Genomic DNA, 23,529 nt, shown 5'->3' with positions numbered 1-23,529 from the left:
TACTACAATACCAAAAAGTTCGTATTTTTCTATGATTATTATTATTTTATAGCAAAAAAATAAAACCAGGAAAACAATTTCCTGATTTTACACGTTTGATGAAAATATATATCAAATTTTCTATACGAGTGAGTTATCAACTAAGTTCTTTCTATTCGTTCACTTCCAATGATCTGTTAGAATAGCGAGATAGATGGTCTTTATAAAACACTCAAGACAGCTAGACTAATATCATCTAACACATTGTCTTCTTTTGAGCGACTGTTGGTTACCAACATAGCTAAATTTCCTGCATTTTCAAATGGATAGGGTTCTGATTTAGCATTCACAACCACCAAGAGGTGTTCTTTCCCATGAACTTCATAGATAAGGCAGCCGCTATGTTCAATTGCAGAATGCACAAAGACATGATGGTAAATTTCATCATAGCTAGAGTAAGAAAAGGCACCAGTTTTTGTCTTCAATCGGATGACTTGACGGATAAACTCAATACTGTCTTGACGCTCATTAATCAAGTTCCAGTTCACTTGGTTCACACTGTCAGGAGCATTATAGCTATTCATCGCACGCTCTCTATCATCATGGGTCAACTCACCATTTTCACCAGTCGCAACCAGTTTGGTACGACCAAATTCTTGACCGATTTCCATAAAGGCCATCCCCTGCATGAGCAGATTCATGGCTGTGGCTGTCTCGACCTTGCGCATGATTTGCTCTGAACTTTGGTCTGGATGAAGGGTTGCCAATAAATCGTGAAGATTGTAATTGTCATGGGCTTCTACATAGTTAAGCACCTGATTTGGATGTGTATAGCTTCCTAATTCACGACTTCCTAGGATTGCTTTAGCAAGAATTGGCTCTGTCGCAGCACCACTGACAAAACCTGACTTGATAGCACCATAAACTTCTCCCCCTTTGACAGCATCGCGCTGATTGTCATTAAAGAAACCAATATTTGGCATCTGGTAGGCATTGTCCTTCTTGGCCTTATCATAAGGGGCAAGACCTGTTCCCATATCCCATCCTTCTCCATAGAGGATAATGTTAGGGTCGATTTCATCTAAGCTTTGACGAATCATCTGCATAGTCTTGACATCATGAATCCCCATTAAGTCAAAACGGAAGCCGTCAATATTGTATTCCTGAACCCAGTATAGAAGAGAATCAATCATATACTTGCGGAACATTTCGTGTTCACTGGCTGTTTCATTTCCAACGCCTGTTCCATTCTGGAAGGTACCGTCTGGATTCATACGATAATAGTAATCAGGGACAGTTGTTTGGAAAGGTGCATCAACAACTGAGAAGGTATGGTTATAGACCACATCCATAATAACACCAATACCCGCATCGTGGTAAGCTTGAACCATGGTCTTCAAATCACGAATAACCTGAGCTGGGTCGTCTGGATTAGTTGAAAAACTAGTTTCTGGCGCGTTATAGTTTTGTGGGTCATAACCCCAGTTGTAGGTTACATTCCCATCCTCATCGTATTCTTTGTGACGGTCTGCAATTGGTTGCAACTGAACATAATTGTAGCCCAGCTTCTTGATGTAATCAAAAGCAGTTGCTTGGCCGTACTGGTTAACTGTTCCAGTCTGTGCAGCACCTAAGAAAGTTCCTCGAAGATGTTCATCCACACCTGAGGTCGGTGATTTGGTCAAATCACGAATGTGCATTTCACAAATAACTGCCTTACATGGATTTGCCAAGCGCCAAGTAGCCTCTGAACCGTGCTTGACCTCGAAGTTTGCAACTTGCTTTTCTTCATGGCTCAGGATAGCTGAACGTTTGCCATCAGGACTGGTCGCGATGGTATAGGGATCGCGTGTCACTGTTTGGTGGTGAGGGAATTGGACTTGATACTGATAAGCCTTACCAGTCAAATCTTCCTCAACATCCAAACTCCAGACACCGATTGTATTGTCCTTGTGATTATAAGAGTAGCTATTGCCTCTCTCCATCTCAAAGGTCTTCCAAACAGGAGCATCATTAGCAGCTGATTCATAAACGACAACCTGCACTTCTGTCGCTGTTGGAGCCCAGAGAGCAAAACGAGCCTGATTGTCCTCTACACGGCAACCCAATTCCCCTTGGTAGCCCCAGTGGTGGTCGAAACTAGCGCTATTGATAGCCTTGTCAAAAGCAAAAGGATTTTGATTTTTATAGAAAGGACTTGCAATTGCAGGATTTTCAGAATAATAAATTCTATCATCGCCTTCCAAAATCCAGACCTCTGTTAAGAGGGGATAGTGATTAAAACGGATAGCATATTCTTTACTAGTTTGGCCTGTGTGAACCACAAAATTCAAGCTTTCTAAGGGATGAGCACTTGGGTGTTCAAAGCTAAATAAGGCTCCAAAATAATCTTCTTGGTAAGTTAGTAAATCAATTCGTTGATCCTTACTCTTTACAAAAGAGCAAGTGTCGTATTCACCATTCTTGCGATGGTAATGAATGCGCATAGGGTAGTTATACATTTTTATTTTTCCTTTTTACTTTTTAATTCGTTTCTATTTCACTAATAAATTCTTGACTAATCTCGTCTCGATTGACAAAAAATTCGATGTGATGATGGCAGACTTGAAGTTCAACTGGGGTATCTCCTCCATATTCCCCATCTAGGTTCAGCATAAATGGTTCTTGGTCATCTAAAACTTCTAAACGTAGTTTGCTAGTTTTAAGGTATTCGATATTGACGTCTGAGACATGCTGACCACCATTAATGGCCTGTATCAATAAGCCCAACATATCAAATAGCTTGTCTGTCTTGACCAAAATCAGAGTAAAATTACCATCGTCTAACTTGGTATCAGGCGCTAACTGCTCAAAACCTCCAATGGAATTGGTCAAGGCAACAAAAATCAAGGACACCTCTCCTTCAAAGACCCCCTGATCGTGTGTGATTCTCACTGGACGAACCTTGGTCTTAGGAAACATTTCAATGCCTTTAGCAACATAGGCAAAATAACCAAGACGCGTCTTGACTTCACTTGGAACACTGTAAGTCAATTCGGTTAAGGTTCCAGCAGCGGCAATATTAATAAAATATTTGTCGCCAAAAGCTCGTCCAATATCCATATGAATGGTCTCATTTTTAGCAATAATCTGAGCAGCCGCAACAGGATCACCCATTGGAATTTTTAGGGCACGCGCATAATCATTAGTCGTACCTGTTGGGATGATAGCAAGCCGAGGTCTCTTATCGAGCGAGGCAACCCCATTGACTACCTCATTAATTGTTCCATCACCACCTGCAGCAATAATCAAATCAAAACCAGCTTTGGCTGCTCTCTCAGCTTCTTTTTGTGCCGAAAGAGGTTCTGTAGTCGTTTGAAAGGCACTGGTTTCATAGCCAATATTTTCCAAAACATCCAGCACTTCTGCTATATTTTTCTTGATAATTTCCTGCCCTGAGGTTGGGTTATAAATTAAACGCGCACGTTTTCTTTCTTCTGTCATTGTTACAAACTTTCTAGCCAAGCTTCATCTCGAACTTCGATGCCAAATTCTTGTGCTTTTTGAAGTTTACTTCCAGCGTCTGCTCCTGCAACAACAAGGTCTGTCTTTTTAGAAACACTGCCTGTTACCTTGGCACCCAGACTTTCGAGTTTGCTTTTAGCTTCTGAGCGCTTGAGCCGTTCCAATTTTCCTGTCAATACCACGGTCAAACCTGACAAGGTCGCATCCGCTACTACTGTCTGACCTTTATAGTCCAGATTGACCCCAGCTTCTTTTAATTCTCTGAGGAGAATTTCAGAGCCTTCTGTCGCAAAGTAAGTCTGAAGACTCTTGGCAATCACACCACCCAGACTTTCAATACTAGCCACTTCCTCTGGATCTGCCTGAGCCAGATTTTCAATCGAGAGAAAATGTTGAAGTAAAAGCTGACTGGCCTTACTGCCGACATGGCGAATTCCCAAACCAAACAAGAGTTTTTCAGCAGAGTTTTCCTTAGATGCTTGAATGGCTTGATACAGTTTAGAAGCAGACTTTTCCTTAACCCCCTCTAAAAGGAGGAAATCTTCTTCTTTCAAACGGTAAATATCTGCCACATCCTTGACTAGGTCTGCAGCAAAGAGTTTCTCAACAATAGATGGACCAAGCCCTGTAATATTCATGGCATCTCGAGAGGCAAAGTGGATCAAACCTTCCATGATTTGAGCAGGACAACGCGGATTGATACAACGCAGGGCCACTTCATCTTCAAAGTGCAACAAGTCAGAATCACAACTTGGGCAGTTTGAAGGGATATCTAGTTTTTCTTCAGAAACCCGTTTGGACTCTACCACGCGTAAAACAGCAGGGATGATGTCACCAGCCTTATAAACTATGACCGTGTCATCTTTACAGATATCTTTTTCAGCAATATAATCCACATTGTGCAGAGTTGCACGGCTAACAGTTGTACCAGCTAGTTGTACTGGTGTTAGATTTGCAGTTGGGGTTACAACCCCCGTACGGCCAACTGTCCAATCAACTGATAAGAGTTGAGCTTCTTTTTCCTCAGCAGGAAACTTGTAGGCTACTGCCCACTTTGGAGCCTTAACGGTAAAACCGAGTTCTTCTTGACCTGCTAGGTCATTGACCTTGATCACCACCCCATCGATATCATAAGGCAGATTTTCCCGTTCCTGTCCTACTTCTTGGATGAAATCCCATATCTCATCTATGTTTTCAGCCAAGATTCGCTTAGGATTGACCACAAAACCGAGCTGTTCTAAGTGCTTCAAAACTTTTTCTTGACTATCACGAGTTGAAGGGCTGGCTTCTTGATAGAGAAACGTTGCAAGATTGCGCTTGGCTACTACAGCTGTATCCAACTGACGCAAGGTTCCTGCCGCCGCATTACGAGGATTGGCAAATTCAGGCTCTCCATTTTCTTGGCGAGCTTGATTGACCTGGTCAAAAGAAGCGCGTGGCATATAACATTCCCCACGAACTGTGATATCTAGTTCTTCTTGCAAAGTCAAAGGAATGTCCTTAACACGCTTGAGGTTTTCTGTGATATTTTCACCAATAGAACCATCTCCACGTGTTGCCCCAGCAAGCAAAATCCCCTTTTCATAAGTTAGCGAGATAGATAAGCCATCGATTTTCAGCTCACAAATATAGGTCGGATGAGCCACTTCCTTACGAACACGCGCATCAAATGCTTCAAGCTCCTCACGTGAAAAAGCATCCTGCAAACTATAAAGAGGATACTGATGACTGTATTTTTCAAAACCATCTAAAATCTTGCCACCAACACGATGGGTCGGACTGTCTGCTAGCACTTGATCTGGATAGGCAGTTTCTAACTCAACCAACTCTCGGTAAAGGCGATCATACTCACTGTCTGAAACCGAGGGATTATCGCTGGTATAGTACTCAGCCGCATAGCGATTGAGCAAGGCGACTAACTCATTCATTCTTTTATTCATAAGACCATTTTACCATAAACTAAGCCCTCCTCACAAACGAGAAGGGCGGAAAAAACACTTAGTTTGAAATTATTTTTGAAACTCAAGCAGCCTTATATCAATTTTTCAAAATGAGTTCGAACATAAATAAACGATATACAAGACAAGATGATAACACCACTTCCAATTATCAGGAAAGAAGAGAGATGTACACTTGGCAAGACTGTCATAAATCCTTTTGCAATAGGCATAAATAGAATAGCTAAGGTAAAAATTGTACTCAGTACTCTCCCAAGAAATTCGCTCTCAATCTTGGTTTGTACTTGAGTAAAAAAGTGAATATTAAAAATCGTCATAAACAATTCACAAACTAAATTTCCAGAAAAGGAAAGAAAAGTTGGAAGTGGTAATCCCATCATAAAAACTCCGACACCTGTCAAAGCCAGTAAAATCAAAAGATTATAAACATTAGCTTTAATTTTACTAGCTAGAAGAGCCCCAATGATGGAACCAATAGCCCCCATAGTTAAAATACTTGCATAGGCTCCTTCTGACCCGTAAAGCTGATTCGAAAAGGGAAGTAGAAATTCAAAAGCGGCAAAAAAGAAATTAACACTGGAAGCTACCAGCAAAAGGAAAAAAATTTCTTGCTGATGCCAGATATAGTGTAACCCATCCTTGATATCCGCAAACATATCTCTCCCAGTAAAAGGTTTCTTATCTTGAACCATTGGTTCTTCTTTTGGAAGTAAGGCCACTAGAACAAATGCTATGAAAAAAGTCAGCGAGTCTAGCAGTAGCGTCATATGGAGACTTGCAAACTGTAAAACAAGGAAGGAAAGAACAGGAGAACTAACACCTACAATCTGCAAAACCAGCTCTAAGCGAGAGTTATAGATCACAATCTCATCTTTCTCCACCACTTCAGTTATGATAGCTTTATTGGCTGTACGAGAAAATGCAAAAGCAATAGCCTGAACAATATTGGCAACAATCAAAGCTCCAATCATCCAGCTGTCATTTCTTATAAAAGAAATAGCCAGACAAAGAATCCCACAAACAAGGTCCGTCGTCATTAAAATCTTACGACGAGAAAAACGGTCTGAAATGACTCCGCCAAATGGGTTGACGAGAATGGATGTGACGAGTTCAGAAATCTGATACATTCCTAAAACTGTCTGTCCGATAGTTCCCATGGAAGCCAACCAGACACTATTGCCATAATCATAGAGCATATTCCCTATCCTGTTAACAGCTCCACGGCTAATCAACTGTACTGCATAGCGATTCATATAAAAACTCCTCTCAAATTTTGAAACTATTGTATCAAAACCGAAAGGAGCTTTTTATTTTTTCCCTTATTTGGGAAAATTAATCTTTGACAAATTTTTCGTAGTGTTCCTGATAGTAGGCTACTTGCTCTGGAAGACCTAGCACATCAAAAATATGCATGGCCTCTTGCATTTGGCTACAACCTTCTTTACACTTTCCTTTTTGATATAAGGCAAAACCTTTTAAATAATGGAAAACATTACGCTCATAAAGCTTAATACCTTTACCAATAATCTTCTCTGTATAAGTCTCGAAATAGCTGGCATTATAAAAAGAAGAATGCTCTAAACAATGCTGGTAACAATTGAGGGCCAAAATCAACACTAATCTCTTATGGCGACCAATCTCTTGGTAAAATTCCTCCCTCTCCATGACTTCTCTACCAATCCGAGTGACATAGTCCACATCGTAGAAACTATAGAGGTTCCCGAAAAGAATCAACTCATACATGGTCCATTCTTCTGTTTTGAAGAGATAATCTGCTACCTTATCCAAATCATCCTGCTTCATATCATAACTCGAATCTCTTTGACAAATCAGACCCTGTAACAAAATCCAGTTCAGCTCAAAATAAAGGGGAGTCGTCGAACTCTTAGCCTTTTCAAGTTGTTCTTCTTGAAGCTTTTGAAAACCTGCAATATCATTTGAGTAGTAAAGTGGGATAATCTGTGCCATCATAGCAACATGTTCATGATTTTGAAAATCCCTAGCCTTGTCCATGAAATTTTCAATGGTCACATGAATATTATCCAAAATTTCAAAAAAACGTGAGACTGCTAGGTCAGATTCCCCAAGCTCAAAGCGAGATAACTGAGAGGTTGAACAGGACTCGCCTGCTGCTTCCTTTAAAGAATAATTTCCACTTGTTCGAAATTCACGAAATACTTTTCCAAGATGTTCCATCTTTACACCTGCTCTGATAATTCTTCCCACTCAAGCATAGCTTCTTCCTGACGGTGGCTGATTTCATCCAGCTCTGCCTGCAATTCCATGAGTTTGTCGGCATCGTTTATTTCCAACATTTGTTCAGAAATGGTTTGACTTTGACTTTCTAGCTCTTCAATTTCAGCTTCTAGATTTTCGATTTGTCGCATGAGTTTGCGAACTTCTTTTTGACTTTCTTTCTGAGCTTGATAGTCATTAACTGGGCTTGCTTCTTTTGCTTGATTGCTGGTTAAAGCTTCCTCAGTTTGAATCATTTCTACTTCTGATTTCTTCTCAACATAGTAATCGTAATCTCCAAGATAGAGAGTTGATCCATTCTCTGACAATTCCAGTACATGAGTTGCCACACGATTGATAAAGTAACGGTCGTGGCTGACGAATAGAAGAGTACCATCAAAGTCAATCAAGGCATTTTCTAGCACTTCCTTGCTATCAATATCCAAGTGGTTGGTCGGCTCGTCCAGAATCAAGAAGTTGTTGTTTTCCATAGACAATTTAGCAAGAAGTAAACGCGCTTTCTCGCCACCAGACAGCATGCCGACTGATTTTTTAACATCATCTCCTGAGAAAAGGAAGGCACCTAGACGGTTACGAATTTCAACTTCTGGTGTCAGTTTAAAATCATTCCAGAGTTCATCCAGTACAGTATTACTTGGTGTCAACTTGCTTTGGGTTTGGTCATAGTAACCAACCTCAACATTGGCGCCAAAGCGCTTCTCACCCTTGATAAAAGGAATCTGGTCCACAATAGACTTGATAAAGGTTGACTTGCCGATACCATTTGGACCAACGATAGCGACAGCATTCATCTTACGAAGATCTAGGTTGATAGGTTGTGACAAGACTTCCCCGTCATAACCAATAGCCGCATTTTCAACAGTCAATACAACATTACCAGAGTTTTTTTCCGACTGGAAGGTCATATTGGCTGCTTTCTTGCCAGCTTCAGGTTTATCCAAACGTTCCATTTTTTCCAGTTGTTTACGTCGAGATCGGGCACGTTTGGTCGTTGAAGCTCGGACTAGATTGCGATTGACAAAGTCTTCCAGAGCCGCAATCTCCTTCTGTTGCTTTTCATAATTTTTTGCCTCAGTAGCTAGCTTTTGCTCCTTCAACTCAACAAAACGAGAGTAATTCCCCACATAGCGATCCAAAGAATGCTTGGTCAAATCCAGCGTAATCGTCGCAACCTTGTCCAAGAAATAACGGTCGTGGCTGACAATAATGAGGGCACCGCTATAGTTTACCAAGTAATTCTCTAGCCAGGCAATGGTTTCAATATCTAAGTGGTTGGTTGGCTCGTCCAAGACCAAGAGATTAGGCTTTTCAAGGAGCATTTTAGCTAGAGCCAAACGAGTATTTTGACCACCCGAAAGCTCGGCAATTTTCATCTGCCACATAGATTCGTTAAACTTGAATCCATTTAAAATCGCTCGAATATCAGCTTCATAGGTAAAGCCGCCTGCTTGGCGAAAATTCTCAGATAAGCGATCGTAATCTGACATCAGTTTATCCAAATCCTCACCAGACTTTTCACCCATCTCCAGCTCCATCTGACGAAGTTGTTTCTCAGTCCGACGCAAGTCATCAAAGACATGAAGCATCTCATCGTAGATGGTATTTTCAGACTCAAAACGGCTATCTTGGGCTAGGTAAGACAGAGAAATATCTTTTTTCTTATTGATTTCTCCACTAGTTGGCTCCTCTTCTCCAACCAAAATCTTCAAAAGAGTAGACTTACCTGCTCCATTTTTCCCAACAAGAGCAATCCGGTCTCGTTCATCAACCTGCAGGTTAATATTATCGAAAAGAACCTCTCCTGCAAAAGAACGTTCAATTTTATTAGCTTGTAAAATAATCATACAAACAGTATAGCATGTTTCCCTAAGGCATTCAAGATAATCGTAAGTATTTTAGCGAAGAACTTGTAACATAAAATAAATTATGTAAAATTTGTATTGGATTCCTTCGCTATCTTGTTGGATTTTCTAATAAGCTAATCTTGCTTCAAATAGTTATCGCACAATTCTATTATTTAATTCTTTTCATTATATACGTACGTATAGCGGATTGAAATAAGATGAGAACAAATCGATTGAGGAAGTAAAATTAATTTCTATAAATGTTTTAGAAATTGTTTCGTACTATTTTAGATTCAACTACTATATATACAATATTTTCGGAGCATTCAGCTTTTTAACTCTATTTATTACTAGATTTCATAATTAAAAAGCCTACTGACCAAGCTAGAAAGCTTGATACAATAGGCTTTTTAAAGGCTGATTATTTAACAGCGTCTTTAAGAGCTTTACCAGCTTTGAATGCTGGAACTTTAGAAGCTGCAATTGTCATTTCTTTACCAGTTTGTGGGTTGCGACCTTTACGTTCTGCACGCTCACGAACTTCAAAGTTACCAAAACCGATCAATTGAACTTTTTCACCAGCTGCAAGATAGTCAGCTACTGCTGCAAATACAGCTTCAACTGCTGCTGCTGAGTCTTTCTTAGTCAATTCTGTAGCTTCTGCTACTTTAGCGATCAAATCTTGTTTGTTTGCCATGTTAACGATTCCTCCAAATAATTTCTAATTAACAAATATAATCATATCCTAAAATCCCTTTTAGGTCAAGTTAAAAACGCTATTTCTTCCCATTTTCTTTATTTTTTTAGGAATGGTAACGTACCAAAATAGCCCAAGCGTTCTCACCTGTGTGAGTTTGAATAATGGAACCCGTTTCCAAAACAGAAATTGGCTTTTCAACATAAGCTTGTAAGCTTTCTTTCATCTCTTTTGCCCAATCATCACTACCAGAATATGAAATTCCAATCTCTGCTACAGAACGTTCAGAGAGAGATGTTATCAACTCATCTAACCATTTTTTAAAGGTTTTAGCTCCACGACCTTTAACCATTGGCTGCAATTCATGGTCTTTCATTTGCATGACAACACGGATATTGAGAAGGGAGCTCAACAATCCAGTTACACGGCCAATTCGTCCACCTTTGACAAGATTTTCCAAAGTTGAAACACCAATATAAAGCTCTGTATGGTTTTTAACCTCTTCTACATGAGATAAAATTGTCTCCATATCTTTACCTTCTTGAGCTAACTTCGCAGCCTCAACAACTTGGAATTTCAGGGCTTGGTCAGTGAAGGAACTATCAACAACAGTCACGTCGGCAGTAGATAGGCTAGCACCTTGACGCGCTGCTTCTACAGTACCCGAAAGAGCATGGGACATATGAATAGCAAGAATCTGGCTACCATCCTTGCATAGGTTTTCAAACACTTCAGCAAAGACACCTACAGGCGGCTGGCTTGTTTTCGGAAGATTCTTAGCTTCTTGCATCAAGTGAAGAAATTTACCTTCTTCTTTCAAATCAGCATCAGAATAAACAACATTATCAATCATTACAGATAATGGAACAATTGTAATATCTAATTGCTTTACTAGTTCAGGTTCAATAGTAACAGATGAATCGGTTACAATCTTAATTTTTGTCATAGTATCAATCTTTCTATTTTAGGATTCAGATTGGTTTCCTTGCTTCTAATTATATCAAAAAAAAGATTAAAAATCCTAATGGAGTCAATCAAATTTTCCGTAAAATTTGATATAATCAACTTATAAGAAAAGAGGTGTCCTATGATTAAAAAAATTTACCCCATTTTTACCATTTTACTAGGTGCTGCTATTTATGCTTTTGGACTGACTTATTTTGTAGTTCCCCATCATCTCTTTGAAGGAGGGGCGACAGGCATTACCCTCATCACCTTTTATCTTTTTAAAATCCCTGTTTCCCTCATGAACCTGCTGATTAACATTCCCCTTTTCATCCTAGCTTGGAAGATCTTTGGAGCTAAATCCCTCTATTCTAGTTTACTAGGAACATTAGCTTTGTCCGCCTGGTTAGCTTTTTTTGAGCATATTCCCCTTCATATTGATCTTCAAGGTGATTTACTAATCACAGCCCTTATAGCGGGAATCCTATTAGGAATTGGCCTTGGAATTATTTTTAATGCTGGAGGTACAACTGGCGGAACTGATATTCTAGCTCGTATTCTCAACAAATACACTCATATATCCATAGGAAAACTGCTCTTTATCTTAGATTTTTGTATTCTCATGTTGATTCTCCTAATCTTCAAGGATTTGAGATTGGTTTCCTACACGCTTTTGTTTGATTTTATTGTTTCTCGTGTTATTGATTTGATTGGTGAAGGAGGATATGCCGGCAAAGGCTTTATGATTATCACAAAACGTCCTGACCAACTTGCTAAGGCAATTAATGATGACCTCGGAAGAGGTGTTACTTTTATTTCTGGTCACGGCTACTATAGTAAAGAAAATTTGAAAATCATCTACTGTATTGTCGGTAGAAATGAGATTGTGAAAATGAAAGAAATGATTCATCGAATCGATCCTCAAGCCTTTATAACCATTACAGAAGCCCATGAAATCCTAGGAGAAGGATTCACCTTTGAAAAAGAATAAAAAGAGGTAGTGTAGTGATCTCAAAAGTTAGACTACATCATCTATCTTTTGGGTTACAGACAACCTCTTTTTTGTTTTATTTACTCAAGCTCTTAAGACCAATTCCGAGTTACTTCTTCATCAGTCTTTAACTGATCCACTAATTGGTCAACTGAGTCAAATTTGGTCATATCTCGAATGCGATCAAGCCAATAAACCATGACGGTTTCCCCATAAATATCTTGATTAAAATCAAAAATATTGACTTCAAAACGTGCTTCTTCTCCATCAAAGGTCACATTTTTCCCGACACTAGCCATAGCACGATACTTCTGTCTTTGAATCTCAACATCAACGACATAAACGCCATCTGCTGGCATATAAGTACGGTCTAAAAGCACTAAATTCGCTGTCGGATAACCAATTGTACGACCACGAGCATTACCATGAACCACCATACCTCTTGATGGAAGCGGTGCCCCCAAAAGTTTTCCTGCTTCTTTCACATTTCCATCTAAAATAGCTTGACGGATACGAGTTGAACTAATCTTTCCTTTCTCATCTTCTACAGGTGGAACAATGATAACTTCTCCATCAAAGTAATCCTTTAAATCTTCTGCTGTTTTTTTGTCAGAACCAAATGTATAATCAAAACCTGCAACAATAATTTTGGCATTCATAGCCTTGATATAAGTTGCAAAAAATTCTTCTGCCGTGAGACTAGCGAATTGACTACTAAAATCAAGGAGATATAATTCTTCTACACCTTCGCGCTTTAATTTTCTTTCACGTTCAGCAGGGTTCAAAATATGCAAAAACAAATCTGGATGATAAGGCTCTAAAGCGATCTTTGGAGATTCATTAAAGGTCATAACGACGATAGGCAATAAATCCTTTCTCGCAGCCTTGTTGGCAACACGAAATAATTCTTGATGCCCCTTATGTATGCCATCAAAATAGCCGAGAACAACGACTGAATCAGATGGTGTGCCAATATCTTTTTGGTTTTTTATAGGAATAGTAATAATCATAAAATAATTATATCATAGCGATAGCTATTTCTGGAACAGAAAATCTGAAATGTCGTTTTTTTCACCTGAAGTGTAGCTGTTTTCAAAAAGCACTTCACTCTATCGTTGCTTAACTATGAACTTTGCAATATTCTTCTCAAAAACTTGTAGGACATCTTCAAAAGTTTGAAAGGAGTGATTAGACTTGTTCGGTAACCATAAAGTGTCATACTATGCTTATGTATGAAAAAGCAATGCAACTAACTCCTGAGAACTTTAAATTACTAATTGGTGCCGAAAAGGTAGAATTTAGAATCGAGGTACACCTATGGCTGTAAAATTTACAAAATGAGACAACTTGGGCAAGATGTTTGAAGAATTTCCTAAACTCCCTGATTTGAAGCAAGTCACTTTCCCTGATGACAAAGAAAAAGCCAAAGCAGCAAAGAAAAACTAGATGACTGCTTTCCAACAACTCCCATCTAATGTGCTTCAGACTGGGTTATTTTTCTCTCCATCTGTTATCTTGGATTCTCGCTAAAGAATATCTTTTTCCTTATCAGAAGGAACGGCTCAAGCCATTCAGACAAGTGAAGGGATGACAAGCCAATATTTGAAACCAGATACCAGTTCTTATTTCATTTTACTATATTAAAAAGTATGGGTACCAAACAAAAAACAGGCTCTCCGAAAACTCGGAAAGCCTTATTTAATGCTACTTCTAGCTTCCTCGCCTTTACAGTTCAAGGCTCGGGATAAAAAGGTTCACTGAACCTTTTTATTTAGCGATTGGGTAAACAGAAACTTGTTTTTTATCGCGTCCTTTACGTTCAAAGCGTACTACGCCTTCAACTTTAGCGAACAAAGTATCGTCTCCGCCACGACCAACGTTTACACCTGGATAGATGTGTGTACCACGTTGACGGTAAAGGATTGATCCACCTGTTACAGTTTGTCCGTCAGCTGCTTTAGCTCCAAGACGTTTTGCTTGTGAATCACGTCCGTTTGATGTAGAACCTCCACCTTTTTTGTGGGCGAAAAGTTGCAAGTTGTTAAGAGTCATTTTTAACATAATGTTTTCCTCCGTGTTAGTTTTCTGTGATAACTCTGGTTTGGACGAACTCAGACGAGTTCTCCGATAAATTTGCCATACCTAAGAAAAATGATTCAAAGAATAACTGGGTCATTTCTCTCTGGTGTGAAGGAAGATCTTTTGGAATTTCAACCATCAGATAACCACCTTCATCTTCGTTTAATTCTAGGATTGGTTCATAGCCTGCAAATTTCTCAATAGAATTGATAAAGTTAATGGCAAGCGTAGAAACCGATGCACACACGACATCTAAGCCGCATTCGCCACTCTCGGCGTGTCCAGTAATTTCCGCATTCCTCAGCTCGCCATCTTCGGCTCTCTCAAAGACTGCTTGTATCATGTGTTCTCCTTAAAATTAAGCGTTGATTGCGTTGATGACAACTTTAGTATATGGTTGACGGTGACCTTGTTTACGGTGGCTACCTTTTTTAGGTTTGTACTTGTAAGTAACCACTTTCTTTTGTTTTCCTTGTTTTTCAACAGTTCCAACCACAGTAGCTCCAGCAACAAGTGGAGTTCCGACAACAGTGTTTTCACCACCAACAAGAACAACTTCGTTAAAAGTAACTTCTTGACCAGCTTCAACGTTCAATTTTTCAACGTAAACTGCTTGACCAACTTCAACTTTAACTTGTTTTCCGCCAGTTTTGATAATTGCGTATGTGCTCATTATGCACCTCCTATGATTTTTATGGGTTTCCCCGAATTTTTTGTGAAGACTCGCCTAGCATCGTGGGACGAACCACTTAAACTTGAATAATCGAGCAACGATGTTCGTGCGGTTGCACAGGATTGTGCATAGTCAACTCTCTAAGTATAGCATATCTCCTATTTTCTTACAAGTAATAACACCTAAAATCAAGCTTTTTCTTTTACTTTTTTCCGCCACGAGGCAAAAAGCATGCTGATATAAAAAATGCTCATCATAATAGGAACACCAAGAATGGTCTTTTCATGATAGAAAATCGTCAAATAGGCTGAAAAGACAACGCCAAGGATAAAACTACTAAGCAGGCTAACAAATATGAACCCTTCACGCAAAAAAGGAGTGTGCTTAGTTCGGAAATAATTTCCAAAAGCTAGCATTGTTCGTTTGATATTCCCTGTCATAAAGGCATTATTATAAGCAATACCCGAAACCTCACCAAAGGCAGTTGTCACCAGTCCCATACAGAAGGCCAAGGGCGGCACTAGATAGATATTATCTACAGTTTGTGGCACAAAACCAATAATTATTGATAAGATTACCAAAGGAATCAGTGACAGAATTGGCTTTTTCACAATTCTCAATTTTTCCCTATAAATGGTTAGTAAAAAAACTCCCAGCATAAACGCTATTAAGGTTAAAAGCTTATCCCTAACATCCGAAACATTATTCTGTATTAGCTCTACCGAAAGAAAGACAACATTTCCAGTTTGTCCAGCTACAAGGGTATTCCCGCGAACAATAAAAGTGTAAGCATCCACATATCCAGCACAAAACGTCAAAAAAAGTGCTAACCTTTTAGACTGACGTGATATTTTTCTTATAGGTAATAACCTCATTTTCCCTCCCATTGTATTTTCTCTTAGAAATATTGTACCATTTTCTTTCTAAAAAATCGTAGGCTACCATTTAGATTTTACTATTAGCATAAAAATAATAATAGACAACTATTTATCCGAAAATAGATAGAGGTACCATGTTTGTAGACAAAGCATACAAACCTTTAGTAAAATCATTTCCATGAAACTAGAATAGAGCCCCTCTTAACAAAAATCATTATTTTAATTTATTTCTAATCACTCCTTGACATAAATAACTCTCACCAATAAAAGACTATGTCTTAAAAAAATGGTATAATAAAATCAAGACTTGGGCTTGATGGCTATGCTACTAATAACAATTAGGAGAGAAAATCAGGCACTTGTTAACAACAAGGATTATCCCCTTGAGATGAAAGGAACTTTAGAAATCTTATGATGAACATGCAAAACATGATGCGTCAAGCACAAAAACTTCAAAAACAAATGGAACAAAGCCAGGCCGAACTTGCTGCCATGCAATTTGTTGGCAAATCTGCTCAAGACCTTGTCCAAGCGACCTTAACTGGAGATAAGAAAGTTGTCAGCATTGATTTCAATCCAGCTATCGTTGACCCAGAGGACCTTGAAACTCTTTCTGATATGACCGTTCAAGCCATCAACTCTGCTCTTGAACAAATCGATGAAACTACCAAGAAAAAACTGGGTGCTTTCGCTGGGAAATTGCCATTCTAAAAACAAGGACCTAGAGCAATACTTGTCGATAACAAAAGCTAAGAAAGGTGCAAAAATTATAAAAAACGCATAATAGCAAATGCACTCAATATTATGCGTTTTCTCATGAAAAATTCTCTTTTCATACTCATTTAAAAGGAAATTTATCGTTTTACGGACATGTATATTACAGATTTCTATAGGTCGTATATAGACAGGATATCATCGCTTGGAAGTTGTCCTTTTTGACACCAATCAGTAATTTAGTTCTCAGGAGTTAATGGCAGTGCTTTTCGTACATAGTTTCATAACTACAGTATAGCATAGTATATCGCTTTATAGTTTTCACTATTGATGAACTGCTTGAGCTGCTGTGATAAGGGTTAACTTGTAAACATCATCTGCATTACATCCACGAGAAAGGTCGTTAACTGGCTTGTTCAAACCTTGCAAAACAGGACCTACTGCCGCAAAGCCACCAAGACGTTCAGCCATCTTGTATCCGATATTTCCTGCCTCGATACCTGGGAAGATGAAGACATTTGCTTGACCAGCTACCGTACTTCCAGGAGCTTTCAAAGCTGCAGTTTCAGGAACAAAGGCTGCATCAAATTGCAACTCACCATCGATTTCAAGGTCAGGGCGCAAGTCGTGAGCAATTTTAGTTGCTTCAACGACCTTATCAACGCTTTCACCAAAACCTGAACCTTTAGTAGAATAACTTAGCATAGCAATTTTAGGCTCGATTCCAAACATCTTAGCTGTGATTGCTGAGTTGATGGCAATTTCAGCCAAGGCTTCTGCATCAGGATTGATATTGATAGCACAGTCTCCAAATAGGTAACGTTCAGAGCCACGAACCATGAGGAAGGCACCTGAAGTACGAGTTACATTTGGACGAGTTTTGATGATTTGAAGGGCTGGACGAACTGTTGAAGCAGTTGAATGAATCGCACCTGACACCATTCCATCAACCAAGCCCAAGTAAACCAACATAACACCAAAGTAGTTTACATCTTCAACCAAAACCTTGCGTGCATCTTCTTCAGACATTTTGCCCTTGCGACGCTCCACTAGGGCAGCAACCATTTCTTCAAATTGAGGATAATGTTGAGGGTCAATGACTTCATAACCATCCATGATCCCTTCAATTTCAAGATAAATTTTAATTTTTTCAGGATTTCCAAGCAAAACAGGAATCACTTCTGTTTCTTTTACCAAGCGTTTAGTTGCTTGAAGAATACGAGGCTCTTCCCCTTCAGGGAGAACGATACGAGCATTTTTGCCAACTAGGTTGGCTTTGAGACTTTCAAAAACTTCCATGAGTTTTCTCCTTTAAAATAATAATTATACTCTGAATCAGTTTTTATAGAGTATTAGTTGATAACTGGGTAATAAGATTGCCAAAATCATCCGGCAAGGGACTTTCTAACTGCAAGTCTTGCTTTAAAAATGGATGATAAAAAGATAGGAAATGGCAATGCAGAGCCTGACGTTGAATGCCGTCATCCAAGCTACCACCGTACAAATCATCGCCCAACAAAGGAAAACCAATATGAGAAAAATGGACTCGGATTTGGTGGGTTCGTCCAGTATGCAGACGAATATCAACCAAGTGGATATTTCCATAAGAAGCGACAATCTTGTAAGAAGTATGGGCATACTTTCCACCTTTAGCCACCCGTCTGGTGATAATAGAGTCTTCGTCACGCGCAATCGGAGCAATAATTTCCCCCTCTGACTCCAAGTGACCATCACCTTTAACCAAAGCAAAGTAGCGTTTTTCAATGGACTTCTTCTGCAACTGCTTGTCTAATCGTGCATGGGCATAGCCGTGCTTGGCAAAGAGCATCAAGCCAGAAGTATCTCTATCAAGCCTGGTTACAATATGAACCTGCTGATTTTCGTAATTTTGCTTGACGTAGTAACCCTTGATAAAATTGGCAATGGTATTAGAGTGATTGACACTAGGAATAGAAGCCACTCCATAGGGTTTGTTTAAAACTAGAAAATGATCATCCTCATAGAGAATGTCTAATGGTCTCTCGATAGCTTCTAGAGTTTCAAAGCCTTCCTCAGCGGGAATATCAATGGTAACACGGTCCCCAATATCCAATAGATAGGTTGCATTTTGCGGTTGATCATTGACCAGAATTGCACCACCTCGAAACTTAATCTTGGCCAAAAGTCCCTTAGAAACCTCGTGCTTTTTTAAGAAGGTCTTAACCTTGACATGTTCATCTGCGATAAATTCAAACCTCATTCATCCACCTCGCCGATAAAGGCATCCTTAACGCGGTTCCAGAAACTGGTATGGCTAGGAGTCGCGACAAAGTGAATCTTATGATGATCGATTTGATACTCAATACGCTCGATACTACGGAAAGAATAAACGCTATTGTCAACCGAAATAGTATGGTAATCGTTTCTTGTTGGAATGAGTTCAATCTTATCCTTCTTAGGCACAATAATGGACGAACCCAGCGTTCGATAGACACGATTATTAAGGCTGGCAATTTCCGTTAATTGCAAAGCTTCAATGGTGGGGTGTAAAACAGCACCGCCAAGAGACTTGTTATAGGCAGTACTACCAGTCGGTGTCGAAACTGTTAGCCCGTCTCCACGAAAACGTTCAAAGGGAACACCATTGATGACAATATCCGCCACCATGGTTCGATCAGACCTGCGGATGCTGGCTTCATTGAGGGCACGAAAAATCTTGACCTCTCCATTTCCAAGAAAAACCTTCACATTTAGAACAGGGTAAGAAACCCTTGCTCCGGTATCCAGCTGCAAATTGGTCATTAACTTATCCAACTCAAAATCACGATAATCGGTATAAAAGCCCAGATGTCCTGTATGAAGACCGATAAAGCGTACCTTATCAAGTTGGTCTTCGTACTTATGAAAGGCCGACAAGAGCATGCCATCTCCACCAATGGAAATGACAATGTCCGGACTGCTATCATTGAGTATAAACTGATTTCTCTTTAAACGATCTCGCAATTCATACAAAACCCTTTGACTCTGCGGTTTTCTATTGGCTATCAGATCAATTCGTTTACCTGTATTCTTCATCTGTATCGTCACTGTTTCCTACACCGTCATTTAATTTTCTACTCAAGGGATCAAAAAGAGCCTGGGCTTCCTGGATATCATCACGAATTTCACCCATTTCTTCATCCAACTGATGGGCGATTCTAGCTGTAATTTCCAGTCGCTTCTTAATCTCATCTGGGAAATCCCCTTGGTACTTGTAGTTGAGAGAATGTTCTATCGTTGCCCAGAAATTCATGGCCAAGGTACGAATTTGAATTTCTGCCAAAATGGTCTTGGCTCCATTGATGGTATCAACCGTATATTCTACTACCACATGATAGGAACGGTAGCCTGAAGCCTTTCGATGAGTAATGTAATCTCGCTCCTGTATGATTCGCATATCCTGACGCTTATGCAAAATCTCCACTACTTCCTTGACGTCATCTACAAACTGAACCATCACACGTAAGCCAGCAATATCCTGCAAATCGTGTTCCAAGGTTGCATAAGTAATGCCACGACGAGCCATTTTTTCTTTGATGCTCTCAATTGGCTTGACTCGACCGGTCACAAACTCAATCGGAGAATGCTTATTTTGCTTACGATATTGCTTACGAATACCACGAAGTTTAATCTTTAACTCACCAACAGCTTGAATGTAAGGATCTAGAAATTCTTCCCATTCTAAGGTCATATATTCTCCCTTGTTCTCATATTATCCTTCAAAAATATCTTTGATTTTTTCTCCAGATTCATATACAATAAATACAATGCTTATTATACCATAAGTGAAAAACGTTTACAAATAGTTATCATCACTTGTAAATAGTTGAGTTTTTACTTATTTTTCGTTAAAATCATTTACACTAATTTCCATCGTTTTTTTAAATCGTATTCATCTTCGTATTCATTTTTACAATCATCTTTGCCCGTATAGTTGAGAAGGTTGCAATTTAATTCTAATAGTTTATAAATAGAAAACCGTGATTACTCACAGTCTTTTAAAAATAAAATAAAAAAACTCCATCAAAACTATTGACATTATGCAACCAAAGTTGTATAATGGATACATAAGGTTAAGGAGGAAACCTTAGACAAGGAAACTAGTAGAAAGGAACATGAAATGTTTAAGTTCAAAAAGAAACCACTCAAAGCAAAAACAAATAAGCTAGTAGTCAAAATAAACTTATTTATAATCAGCTTTGAATGGCACATCGAATTTGGATAGTGAAAAATCACTATCCACCCCTTCGGGGGTGTACTTAAATTATAACAGGAAAAACAATGAAAGTAAATCTTAAAGTTAGAAAAACCACCAAGCGTGAAAAAGTTGAATTTATTATTGGACTTCTTCTACTCCTATTTGCAGTTTGGTATTTTACGAGGTAATATATGTCAGTAGATATTGAAGCTATCCGCTGGCTTTTAGACAACGCCACAGCCTATGCTATTAGCAAAAACTGTGGCATGTCTATTCAGGCCGTGGACAAGTATAAAAATGGTGTATCGGATATTATGAATATGCGTCTAAAACACGCTATCAGCATGATAACATACGCCCAGGAACTTAAAAAGCAGTGATTTCGGTCACTGTTTTTTATTTTTAACAAAACACCGTTTTTGACAATAATACACCACGATTTCCTCTCCATATTCTTCATGTAAACGCTTTTTTGAACAATAGGATTGTGATTTTGCTTTCTAATCGTTCAAAATGTGTGTTTTTGAAAAATAAAAAAACCGCAAGCCTGAGCCTGCGGTGAAAAATTATTCTTTGTCTTTGTTTTTATTTTGATTATTCCCTGTAAACAAACCAATTAGCCCTAATGCAGTAGTTCCAGTTAAGACACTACCTGCAATTTGTTTATCTGTTGCTATTAAGTAAATTCCACCAATAATAACAACGAGGGCGATTAAAAAGCCAAATAACTGTCCCAATTTATGAGAAGCAATATTCCCTGATAAGTATTTATCTTCCATCTCTCTACGATGTTGGCTTTCTGCAATACCATTATCAATAATCTTTTGAGCAGCATCCGGATATAGCTCTTTATATCCTTTGAGAATATCTGGATGAGGTAGGTCACCTTGATAGATTTCCAACTTCTGTAAAACTACTTGACGCTGTTCATGTGGTAAGCGCTCGACTTCATCAACAATATTATTGACTTCAATCAAATCTTTATTCTCGGTATCCAAATTTCATTACCTCTTTCTGAATGCCCATCGTTGATTTCTTGTAATCACTTTTGACTTTCTTCCAGTCTGGGACTGTATCAGCTTTTACTTTCGAAATGTTCTGGTTAAAGCTAAAAACAGGCAATACAATTGCTGTCATACCAAGTAAAAAAGACTTAAAGTATTGAGGTTGTTTTGTATTTTTTAACATCCCAAATTCCTCCTACTCGCTCCATAATATTTTTTGAATTAACTTGATTATGACATCTTTCTTTAAAAAAGTCAATGTTTCTTACTCTTTTTAACAAAAAAATCCCCACAAGGACGAGTCCTGTGGGGTAGATAAACATTTTAGAAAAGTTTTCCTTTCCTTTTATTTTTTAAAATTATTTAGTCGTAATCAAGCCGTCTGGCTCCACTGCGAACTCTGGCTTATCTGCCATTGTTCCGTCTGGTTTGAGGTAGTACCAGCCTGTTCCGTCCGCTGACTGGATAAAGGCATTTGATACCATGGCACCTTCTTTACCGTCTAAGTAGTACCAAGTCTCCTTGTACTTGACCCATCCTGTCTTCATAGCGCCCTCTACGTCGAAATAATACCACTTCTCAGCGATTTTCTTCCAGCCTGTCGCCATTTCGCCTGAGTTATCAAACCAGTACCAGTTGCCGTCTGTGTGCTGCTTCCAGCGGTCTGCAAGCATGTAGCCTGAGCCGTCGAAGTAATACCAAGTGTCGTTGATTTTCTCAAACTTGTCTTTTGGATAAGAGCCGTCTGAGTGTACATACCAATAGCCTGTATCGTTCTTCTGCCATCCTGTTTCAATTGTCAAGCCACTTTCAATATCCTGCTTGAACTGTTCACGGCTAATGCCCCATTTGGCTAGATATGGATACGGGTCAACGTGGTCTGAATGATTGTCTGGTTGGTTATTGGTACAGTATTCATGTGTTTTGATACCTTCCAAACTGCTTGTATCAAGCGTTTTCGGCAAACCTGCTTCATCTGCTAGATTGCGTAAGAGTTCGATATAGAGACGGTAGTCTGTCATGAACTCTTCTTTAGTTGAATGGCTTTCAATCAATTCAACTGCCGCATAGCTTTCCGCATTCCAACCACCACCAACGTCCCAGGCACCATTATTTACAGGACCGACCTGCATGACACGGCCGTTACCAACGACATGAGAGAAGAAACCAAGCTCAGGGTTCTTTCTGTAGTGGTAGTCTGCCTCATTTTGAGCGGTTGAGTTGCGGTTCCCCGTAGAGTGAGCGTGTACTTGTCGGTAAGGCTGTACCCCAACCTGGGGCAAGCCTGTACGTAGTCTGCTTGTATCGATATCCATACCTATTCCCTCCAAGCATCGTTCATCTGCTTCACTGCGGACTCCACAAAGGTATCCAAGTCCTTATCGGTCATGCTGATGTTGTATTTGGTTAGCTCTGCACGAATTTTAGCACGAGCCTGTGCCAGTTTTTCATCGCCCTTGTAGCCAGTTTCAGCAGCCACCTGCTCCACGGCATGAACTGCGTTCTTGGCTAGGATTTCAGCGATGATTACCGCTTTCTCTCCACCTTTTCGCAAAAGATAATCTTTTACTGTTTTTACCATGCTGCCTGCGACTACCGCTAAAAAGCCTGTCGCAAAGGCAATGATGAGTTCGTTAAATTGTGTCATGTGTTGTTCCCTTTCTATTCTCTATAAAACTTAACATTAACGCTACCTATATACTCCCTTAAGTTTGTACCAGTTAGATATATGACTCCTCGGTTATACATATCAGCCTGAATTCTTATTAATTTGCTATTATTGAGTTGTAC

24 protein-coding genes, 1 pseudogene and 1 other annotated feature are annotated in these 23,529 nt (G+C 39.2%); of the genes and pseudogenes, 4 read left to right on the top strand and 21 right to left on the bottom strand.

Going from position 1 to position 23,529, the window contains the following annotated elements:
• Window positions 1–200 precede the first annotated feature (200 nt).
• From pulA to HT715_RS07530, 8 genes are all read right to left on the bottom strand, one after another.
• Entirely contained in the window at window positions 201–2,480 is a 2,280-nt protein-coding gene (gene pulA, locus HT715_RS07565; RefSeq protein ID WP_000283051.1) for a type I pullulanase, read from the bottom strand.
• Window positions 2,481–2,502: 22 nt separating this feature from the next.
• On the bottom strand, window positions 2,503–3,462 hold the full coding sequence (locus tag HT715_RS07560) for a diacylglycerol kinase family lipid kinase (protein WP_000134183.1): 960 nt from the start codon (window positions 3,460–3,462) through the stop codon (window positions 2,503–2,505).
• A gap of 2 nt (window positions 3,463–3,464) precedes the next feature.
• Complete coding sequence (gene ligA, locus HT715_RS07555) at window positions 3,465–5,423, bottom strand: NAD-dependent DNA ligase LigA (protein ID WP_138699727.1); 1,959 nt, start codon at window positions 5,421–5,423, stop codon at window positions 3,465–3,467.
• A 92-nt stretch (window positions 5,424–5,515) separates the two neighbouring features.
• Complete coding sequence (locus HT715_RS07550; protein WP_138701272.1) at window positions 5,516–6,694, bottom strand: MFS transporter; 1,179 nt, start codon at window positions 6,692–6,694, stop codon at window positions 5,516–5,518.
• Window positions 6,695–6,773: 79 nt separating this feature from the next.
• A complete protein-coding gene (locus HT715_RS07545) occupies window positions 6,774–7,637 on the bottom strand; it encodes an XRE/MutR family transcriptional regulator (RefSeq protein WP_138699853.1) in 864 nt (287 codons plus the stop codon).
• Window positions 7,638–7,639: 2 nt separating this feature from the next.
• Entirely contained in the window at window positions 7,640–9,541 is a 1,902-nt protein-coding gene (locus HT715_RS07540) for an ABC-F family ATP-binding cassette domain-containing protein (protein ID WP_138701273.1), read from the bottom strand.
• A gap of 421 nt (window positions 9,542–9,962) precedes the next feature.
• On the bottom strand, window positions 9,963–10,238 hold the full coding sequence (locus HT715_RS07535; RefSeq protein WP_001284639.1) for an HU family DNA-binding protein: 276 nt from the start codon (window positions 10,236–10,238) through the stop codon (window positions 9,963–9,965).
• Window positions 10,239–10,344: 106 nt separating this feature from the next.
• Window positions 10,345–11,184 carry a DegV family protein gene (locus HT715_RS07530; RefSeq protein WP_050207568.1) on the bottom strand — a complete coding sequence of 280 codons (840 nt, stop codon included), beginning with the start codon at window positions 11,182–11,184 and terminating at the stop codon, window positions 10,345–10,347.
• Window positions 11,185–11,325: 141 nt separating this feature from the next.
• Between HT715_RS07530 and HT715_RS07525 the strand changes: the two genes are divergently transcribed.
• Window positions 11,326–12,174, top strand: coding sequence for a YitT family protein (locus tag HT715_RS07525; protein WP_000592055.1), 849 nt, complete (start codon window positions 11,326–11,328; stop codon window positions 12,172–12,174).
• A 92-nt stretch (window positions 12,175–12,266) separates the two neighbouring features.
• On the opposite strand, the gene HT715_RS07520 is transcribed toward HT715_RS07525, so the two are convergent.
• Entirely contained in the window at window positions 12,267–13,184 is a 918-nt protein-coding gene (locus tag HT715_RS07520; RefSeq protein WP_023936826.1) for a bifunctional riboflavin kinase/FAD synthetase, read from the bottom strand.
• A gap of 478 nt (window positions 13,185–13,662) precedes the next feature.
• On the opposite strand from HT715_RS07520, the pseudogene HT715_RS07515 reads away from it, so the two are divergent.
• Window positions 13,663–13,803 (top strand): annotated as a pseudogene (locus tag HT715_RS07515) (TIGR03943 family protein); the annotation flags it as partial.
• Between the two features lie 138 nt (window positions 13,804–13,941).
• On the opposite strand, the gene rpmA reads toward HT715_RS07515, so the two are convergent.
• From rpmA to HT715_RS07495, 4 genes are all read right to left on the bottom strand, one after another.
• Window positions 13,942–14,235, bottom strand: a complete 294-nt coding sequence (rpmA, locus tag HT715_RS07510) for a 50S ribosomal protein L27 (RefSeq protein WP_000916509.1) — start codon at window positions 14,233–14,235, stop codon at window positions 13,942–13,944.
• A 16-nt stretch (window positions 14,236–14,251) separates the two neighbouring features.
• Complete coding sequence (locus HT715_RS07505) at window positions 14,252–14,596, bottom strand: ribosomal-processing cysteine protease Prp (protein ID WP_000613692.1); 345 nt, start codon at window positions 14,594–14,596, stop codon at window positions 14,252–14,254.
• 15 nt (window positions 14,597–14,611) lie between these two features.
• On the bottom strand, window positions 14,612–14,926 hold the full coding sequence (gene rplU, locus HT715_RS07500) for a 50S ribosomal protein L21 (RefSeq protein WP_000109141.1): 315 nt from the start codon (window positions 14,924–14,926) through the stop codon (window positions 14,612–14,614).
• 36 nt (window positions 14,927–14,962) lie between these two features.
• Window positions 14,963–15,050: a sequence feature (ribosomal protein L21 leader region), on the bottom strand.
• Between the two features lie 64 nt (window positions 15,051–15,114).
• A complete protein-coding gene (locus tag HT715_RS07495) occupies window positions 15,115–15,813 on the bottom strand; it encodes a YoaK family protein (RefSeq protein WP_023933523.1) in 699 nt (232 codons plus the stop codon).
• Between the two features lie 402 nt (window positions 15,814–16,215).
• On the opposite strand from HT715_RS07495, the gene HT715_RS07490 reads away from it, so the two are divergent.
• Window positions 16,216–16,515, top strand: a complete 300-nt coding sequence (locus HT715_RS07490) for a YbaB/EbfC family nucleoid-associated protein (RefSeq protein WP_000981524.1) — start codon at window positions 16,216–16,218, stop codon at window positions 16,513–16,515.
• Between the two features lie 327 nt (window positions 16,516–16,842).
• Here the strand turns inward: HT715_RS07490 and pta are convergent, their stop codons facing one another.
• The 4 genes from pta to HT715_RS07470 are packed head-to-tail and all read right to left on the bottom strand — an operon-like array spanning window position 16,843 to window position 20,227.
• The gene (gene pta / locus HT715_RS07485) at window positions 16,843–17,817 is read right to left on the bottom strand and encodes a phosphate acetyltransferase (protein ID WP_000451579.1); all 975 of its coding nucleotides are present in this window, start codon (window positions 17,815–17,817) and stop codon (window positions 16,843–16,845) included.
• 43 nt (window positions 17,818–17,860) lie between these two features.
• On the bottom strand, window positions 17,861–18,757 hold the full coding sequence (locus HT715_RS07480; protein WP_138701274.1) for an RluA family pseudouridine synthase: 897 nt from the start codon (window positions 18,755–18,757) through the stop codon (window positions 17,861–17,863).
• The gene (locus HT715_RS07475; RefSeq protein WP_000799049.1) at window positions 18,754–19,572 is read right to left on the bottom strand and encodes an NAD kinase; all 819 of its coding nucleotides are present in this window, start codon (window positions 19,570–19,572) and stop codon (window positions 18,754–18,756) included. The genes HT715_RS07480 and HT715_RS07475 overlap by 4 nt, the downstream gene beginning before the upstream one ends.
• Window positions 19,556–20,227 (bottom strand): GTP pyrophosphokinase family protein, encoded by a 672-nt coding sequence (locus HT715_RS07470; protein WP_000171681.1) that lies wholly within the window; start codon window positions 20,225–20,227, stop codon window positions 19,556–19,558. The genes HT715_RS07475 and HT715_RS07470 overlap by 17 nt, the downstream gene beginning before the upstream one ends.
• Window positions 20,228–20,925: 698 nt before the next feature.
• On the opposite strand from HT715_RS07470, the gene HT715_RS07465 reads away from it, so the two are divergent.
• On the top strand, window positions 20,926–21,114 hold the full coding sequence (locus HT715_RS07465) for a hypothetical protein (RefSeq protein ID WP_000109850.1): 189 nt from the start codon (window positions 20,926–20,928) through the stop codon (window positions 21,112–21,114).
• A 186-nt stretch (window positions 21,115–21,300) separates the two neighbouring features.
• Here the strand turns inward: HT715_RS07465 and HT715_RS07460 are convergent, their stop codons facing one another.
• The 4 genes from HT715_RS07460 to HT715_RS07445 all read right to left on the bottom strand — a co-directional run bounded on the left by HT715_RS07460 (window position 21,301) and on the right by HT715_RS07445 (window position 23,386).
• Window positions 21,301–21,732 carry a DUF2335 domain-containing protein gene (locus tag HT715_RS07460; protein ID WP_000379281.1) on the bottom strand — a complete coding sequence of 144 codons (432 nt, stop codon included), beginning with the start codon at window positions 21,730–21,732 and terminating at the stop codon, window positions 21,301–21,303.
• Complete coding sequence (locus tag HT715_RS07455; RefSeq protein ID WP_000917045.1) at window positions 21,716–21,922, bottom strand: hypothetical protein; 207 nt, start codon at window positions 21,920–21,922, stop codon at window positions 21,716–21,718. Before HT715_RS07455 ends, HT715_RS07460 begins: the two co-directional genes overlap by 17 nt.
• A 175-nt stretch (window positions 21,923–22,097) precedes the next feature.
• Window positions 22,098–23,054, bottom strand: coding sequence for an N-acetylmuramoyl-L-alanine amidase family protein (locus tag HT715_RS07450; protein WP_138707180.1), 957 nt, complete (start codon window positions 23,052–23,054; stop codon window positions 22,098–22,100).
• 2 nt (window positions 23,055–23,056) lie between these two features.
• Window positions 23,057–23,386, bottom strand: a complete 330-nt coding sequence (locus HT715_RS07445) for a phage holin (protein ID WP_172922881.1) — start codon at window positions 23,384–23,386, stop codon at window positions 23,057–23,059.
• Window positions 23,387–23,529: the final 143 nt, after the last annotated feature.

This window comes from Streptococcus sp. 4155 (assembly GCF_013276695.1).
GTDB classification, from domain to species: Bacteria; Bacillota; Bacilli; order Lactobacillales; family Streptococcaceae; genus Streptococcus; species Streptococcus pseudopneumoniae.
This window is presented reverse-complemented; position numbering and strand designations above follow the sequence as displayed.

Coding starts and splice junctions, on each gene's coding strand:
- pulA (WP_000283051.1), bottom strand. CDS start 2,480: ATGTATAACTACCCTATGCGCATTCATTACCATCGCAAGAATGGTGAA.
- HT715_RS07560 (WP_000134183.1), bottom strand. CDS start 3,462: ATGACAGAAGAAAGAAAACGTGCGCGTTTAATTTATAACCCAACCTCA.
- ligA (WP_138699727.1), bottom strand. CDS start 5,423: ATGAATAAAAGAATGAATGAGTTAGTCGCCTTGCTCAATCGCTATGCG.
- HT715_RS07550 (WP_138701272.1), bottom strand. CDS start 6,694: ATGAATCGCTATGCAGTACAGTTGATTAGCCGTGGAGCTGTTAACAGG.
- HT715_RS07545 (WP_138699853.1), bottom strand. CDS start 7,637: ATGGAACATCTTGGAAAAGTATTTCGTGAATTTCGAACAAGTGGAAAT.
- HT715_RS07540 (WP_138701273.1), bottom strand. CDS start 9,541: ATGATTATTTTACAAGCTAATAAAATTGAACGTTCTTTTGCAGGAGAG.
- HT715_RS07535 (WP_001284639.1), bottom strand. CDS start 10,238: ATGGCAAACAAACAAGATTTGATCGCTAAAGTAGCAGAAGCTACAGAA.
- HT715_RS07530 (WP_050207568.1), bottom strand. CDS start 11,184: ATGACAAAAATTAAGATTGTAACCGATTCATCTGTTACTATTGAACCT.
- HT715_RS07525 (WP_000592055.1), top strand. CDS start 11,326: ATGATTAAAAAAATTTACCCCATTTTTACCATTTTACTAGGTGCTGCT.
- HT715_RS07520 (WP_023936826.1), bottom strand. CDS start 13,184: ATGATTATTACTATTCCTATAAAAAACCAAAAAGATATTGGCACACCA.
- rpmA (WP_000916509.1), bottom strand. CDS start 14,235: ATGTTAAAAATGACTCTTAACAACTTGCAACTTTTCGCCCACAAAAAA.
- HT715_RS07505 (WP_000613692.1), bottom strand. CDS start 14,596: ATGATACAAGCAGTCTTTGAGAGAGCCGAAGATGGCGAGCTGAGGAAT.
- rplU (WP_000109141.1), bottom strand. CDS start 14,926: ATGAGCACATACGCAATTATCAAAACTGGCGGAAAACAAGTTAAAGTT.
- HT715_RS07495 (WP_023933523.1), bottom strand. CDS start 15,813: ATGGGAGGGAAAATGAGGTTATTACCTATAAGAAAAATATCACGTCAG.
- HT715_RS07490 (WP_000981524.1), top strand. CDS start 16,216: ATGATGAACATGCAAAACATGATGCGTCAAGCACAAAAACTTCAAAAA.
- pta (WP_000451579.1), bottom strand. CDS start 17,817: ATGGAAGTTTTTGAAAGTCTCAAAGCCAACCTAGTTGGCAAAAATGCT.
- HT715_RS07480 (WP_138701274.1), bottom strand. CDS start 18,757: ATGAGGTTTGAATTTATCGCAGATGAACATGTCAAGGTTAAGACCTTC.
- HT715_RS07475 (WP_000799049.1), bottom strand. CDS start 19,572: ATGAAGAATACAGGTAAACGAATTGATCTGATAGCCAATAGAAAACCG.
- HT715_RS07470 (WP_000171681.1), bottom strand. CDS start 20,227: ATGACCTTAGAATGGGAAGAATTTCTAGATCCTTACATTCAAGCTGTT.
- HT715_RS07465 (WP_000109850.1), top strand. CDS start 20,926: ATGTCAGTAGATATTGAAGCTATCCGCTGGCTTTTAGACAACGCCACA.
- HT715_RS07455 (WP_000917045.1), bottom strand. CDS start 21,922: ATGTTAAAAAATACAAAACAACCTCAATACTTTAAGTCTTTTTTACTT.
- HT715_RS07450 (WP_138707180.1), bottom strand. CDS start 23,054: ATGGATATCGATACAAGCAGACTACGTACAGGCTTGCCCCAGGTTGGG.
- HT715_RS07445 (WP_172922881.1), bottom strand. CDS start 23,386: ATGACACAATTTAACGAACTCATCATTGCCTTTGCGACAGGCTTTTTA.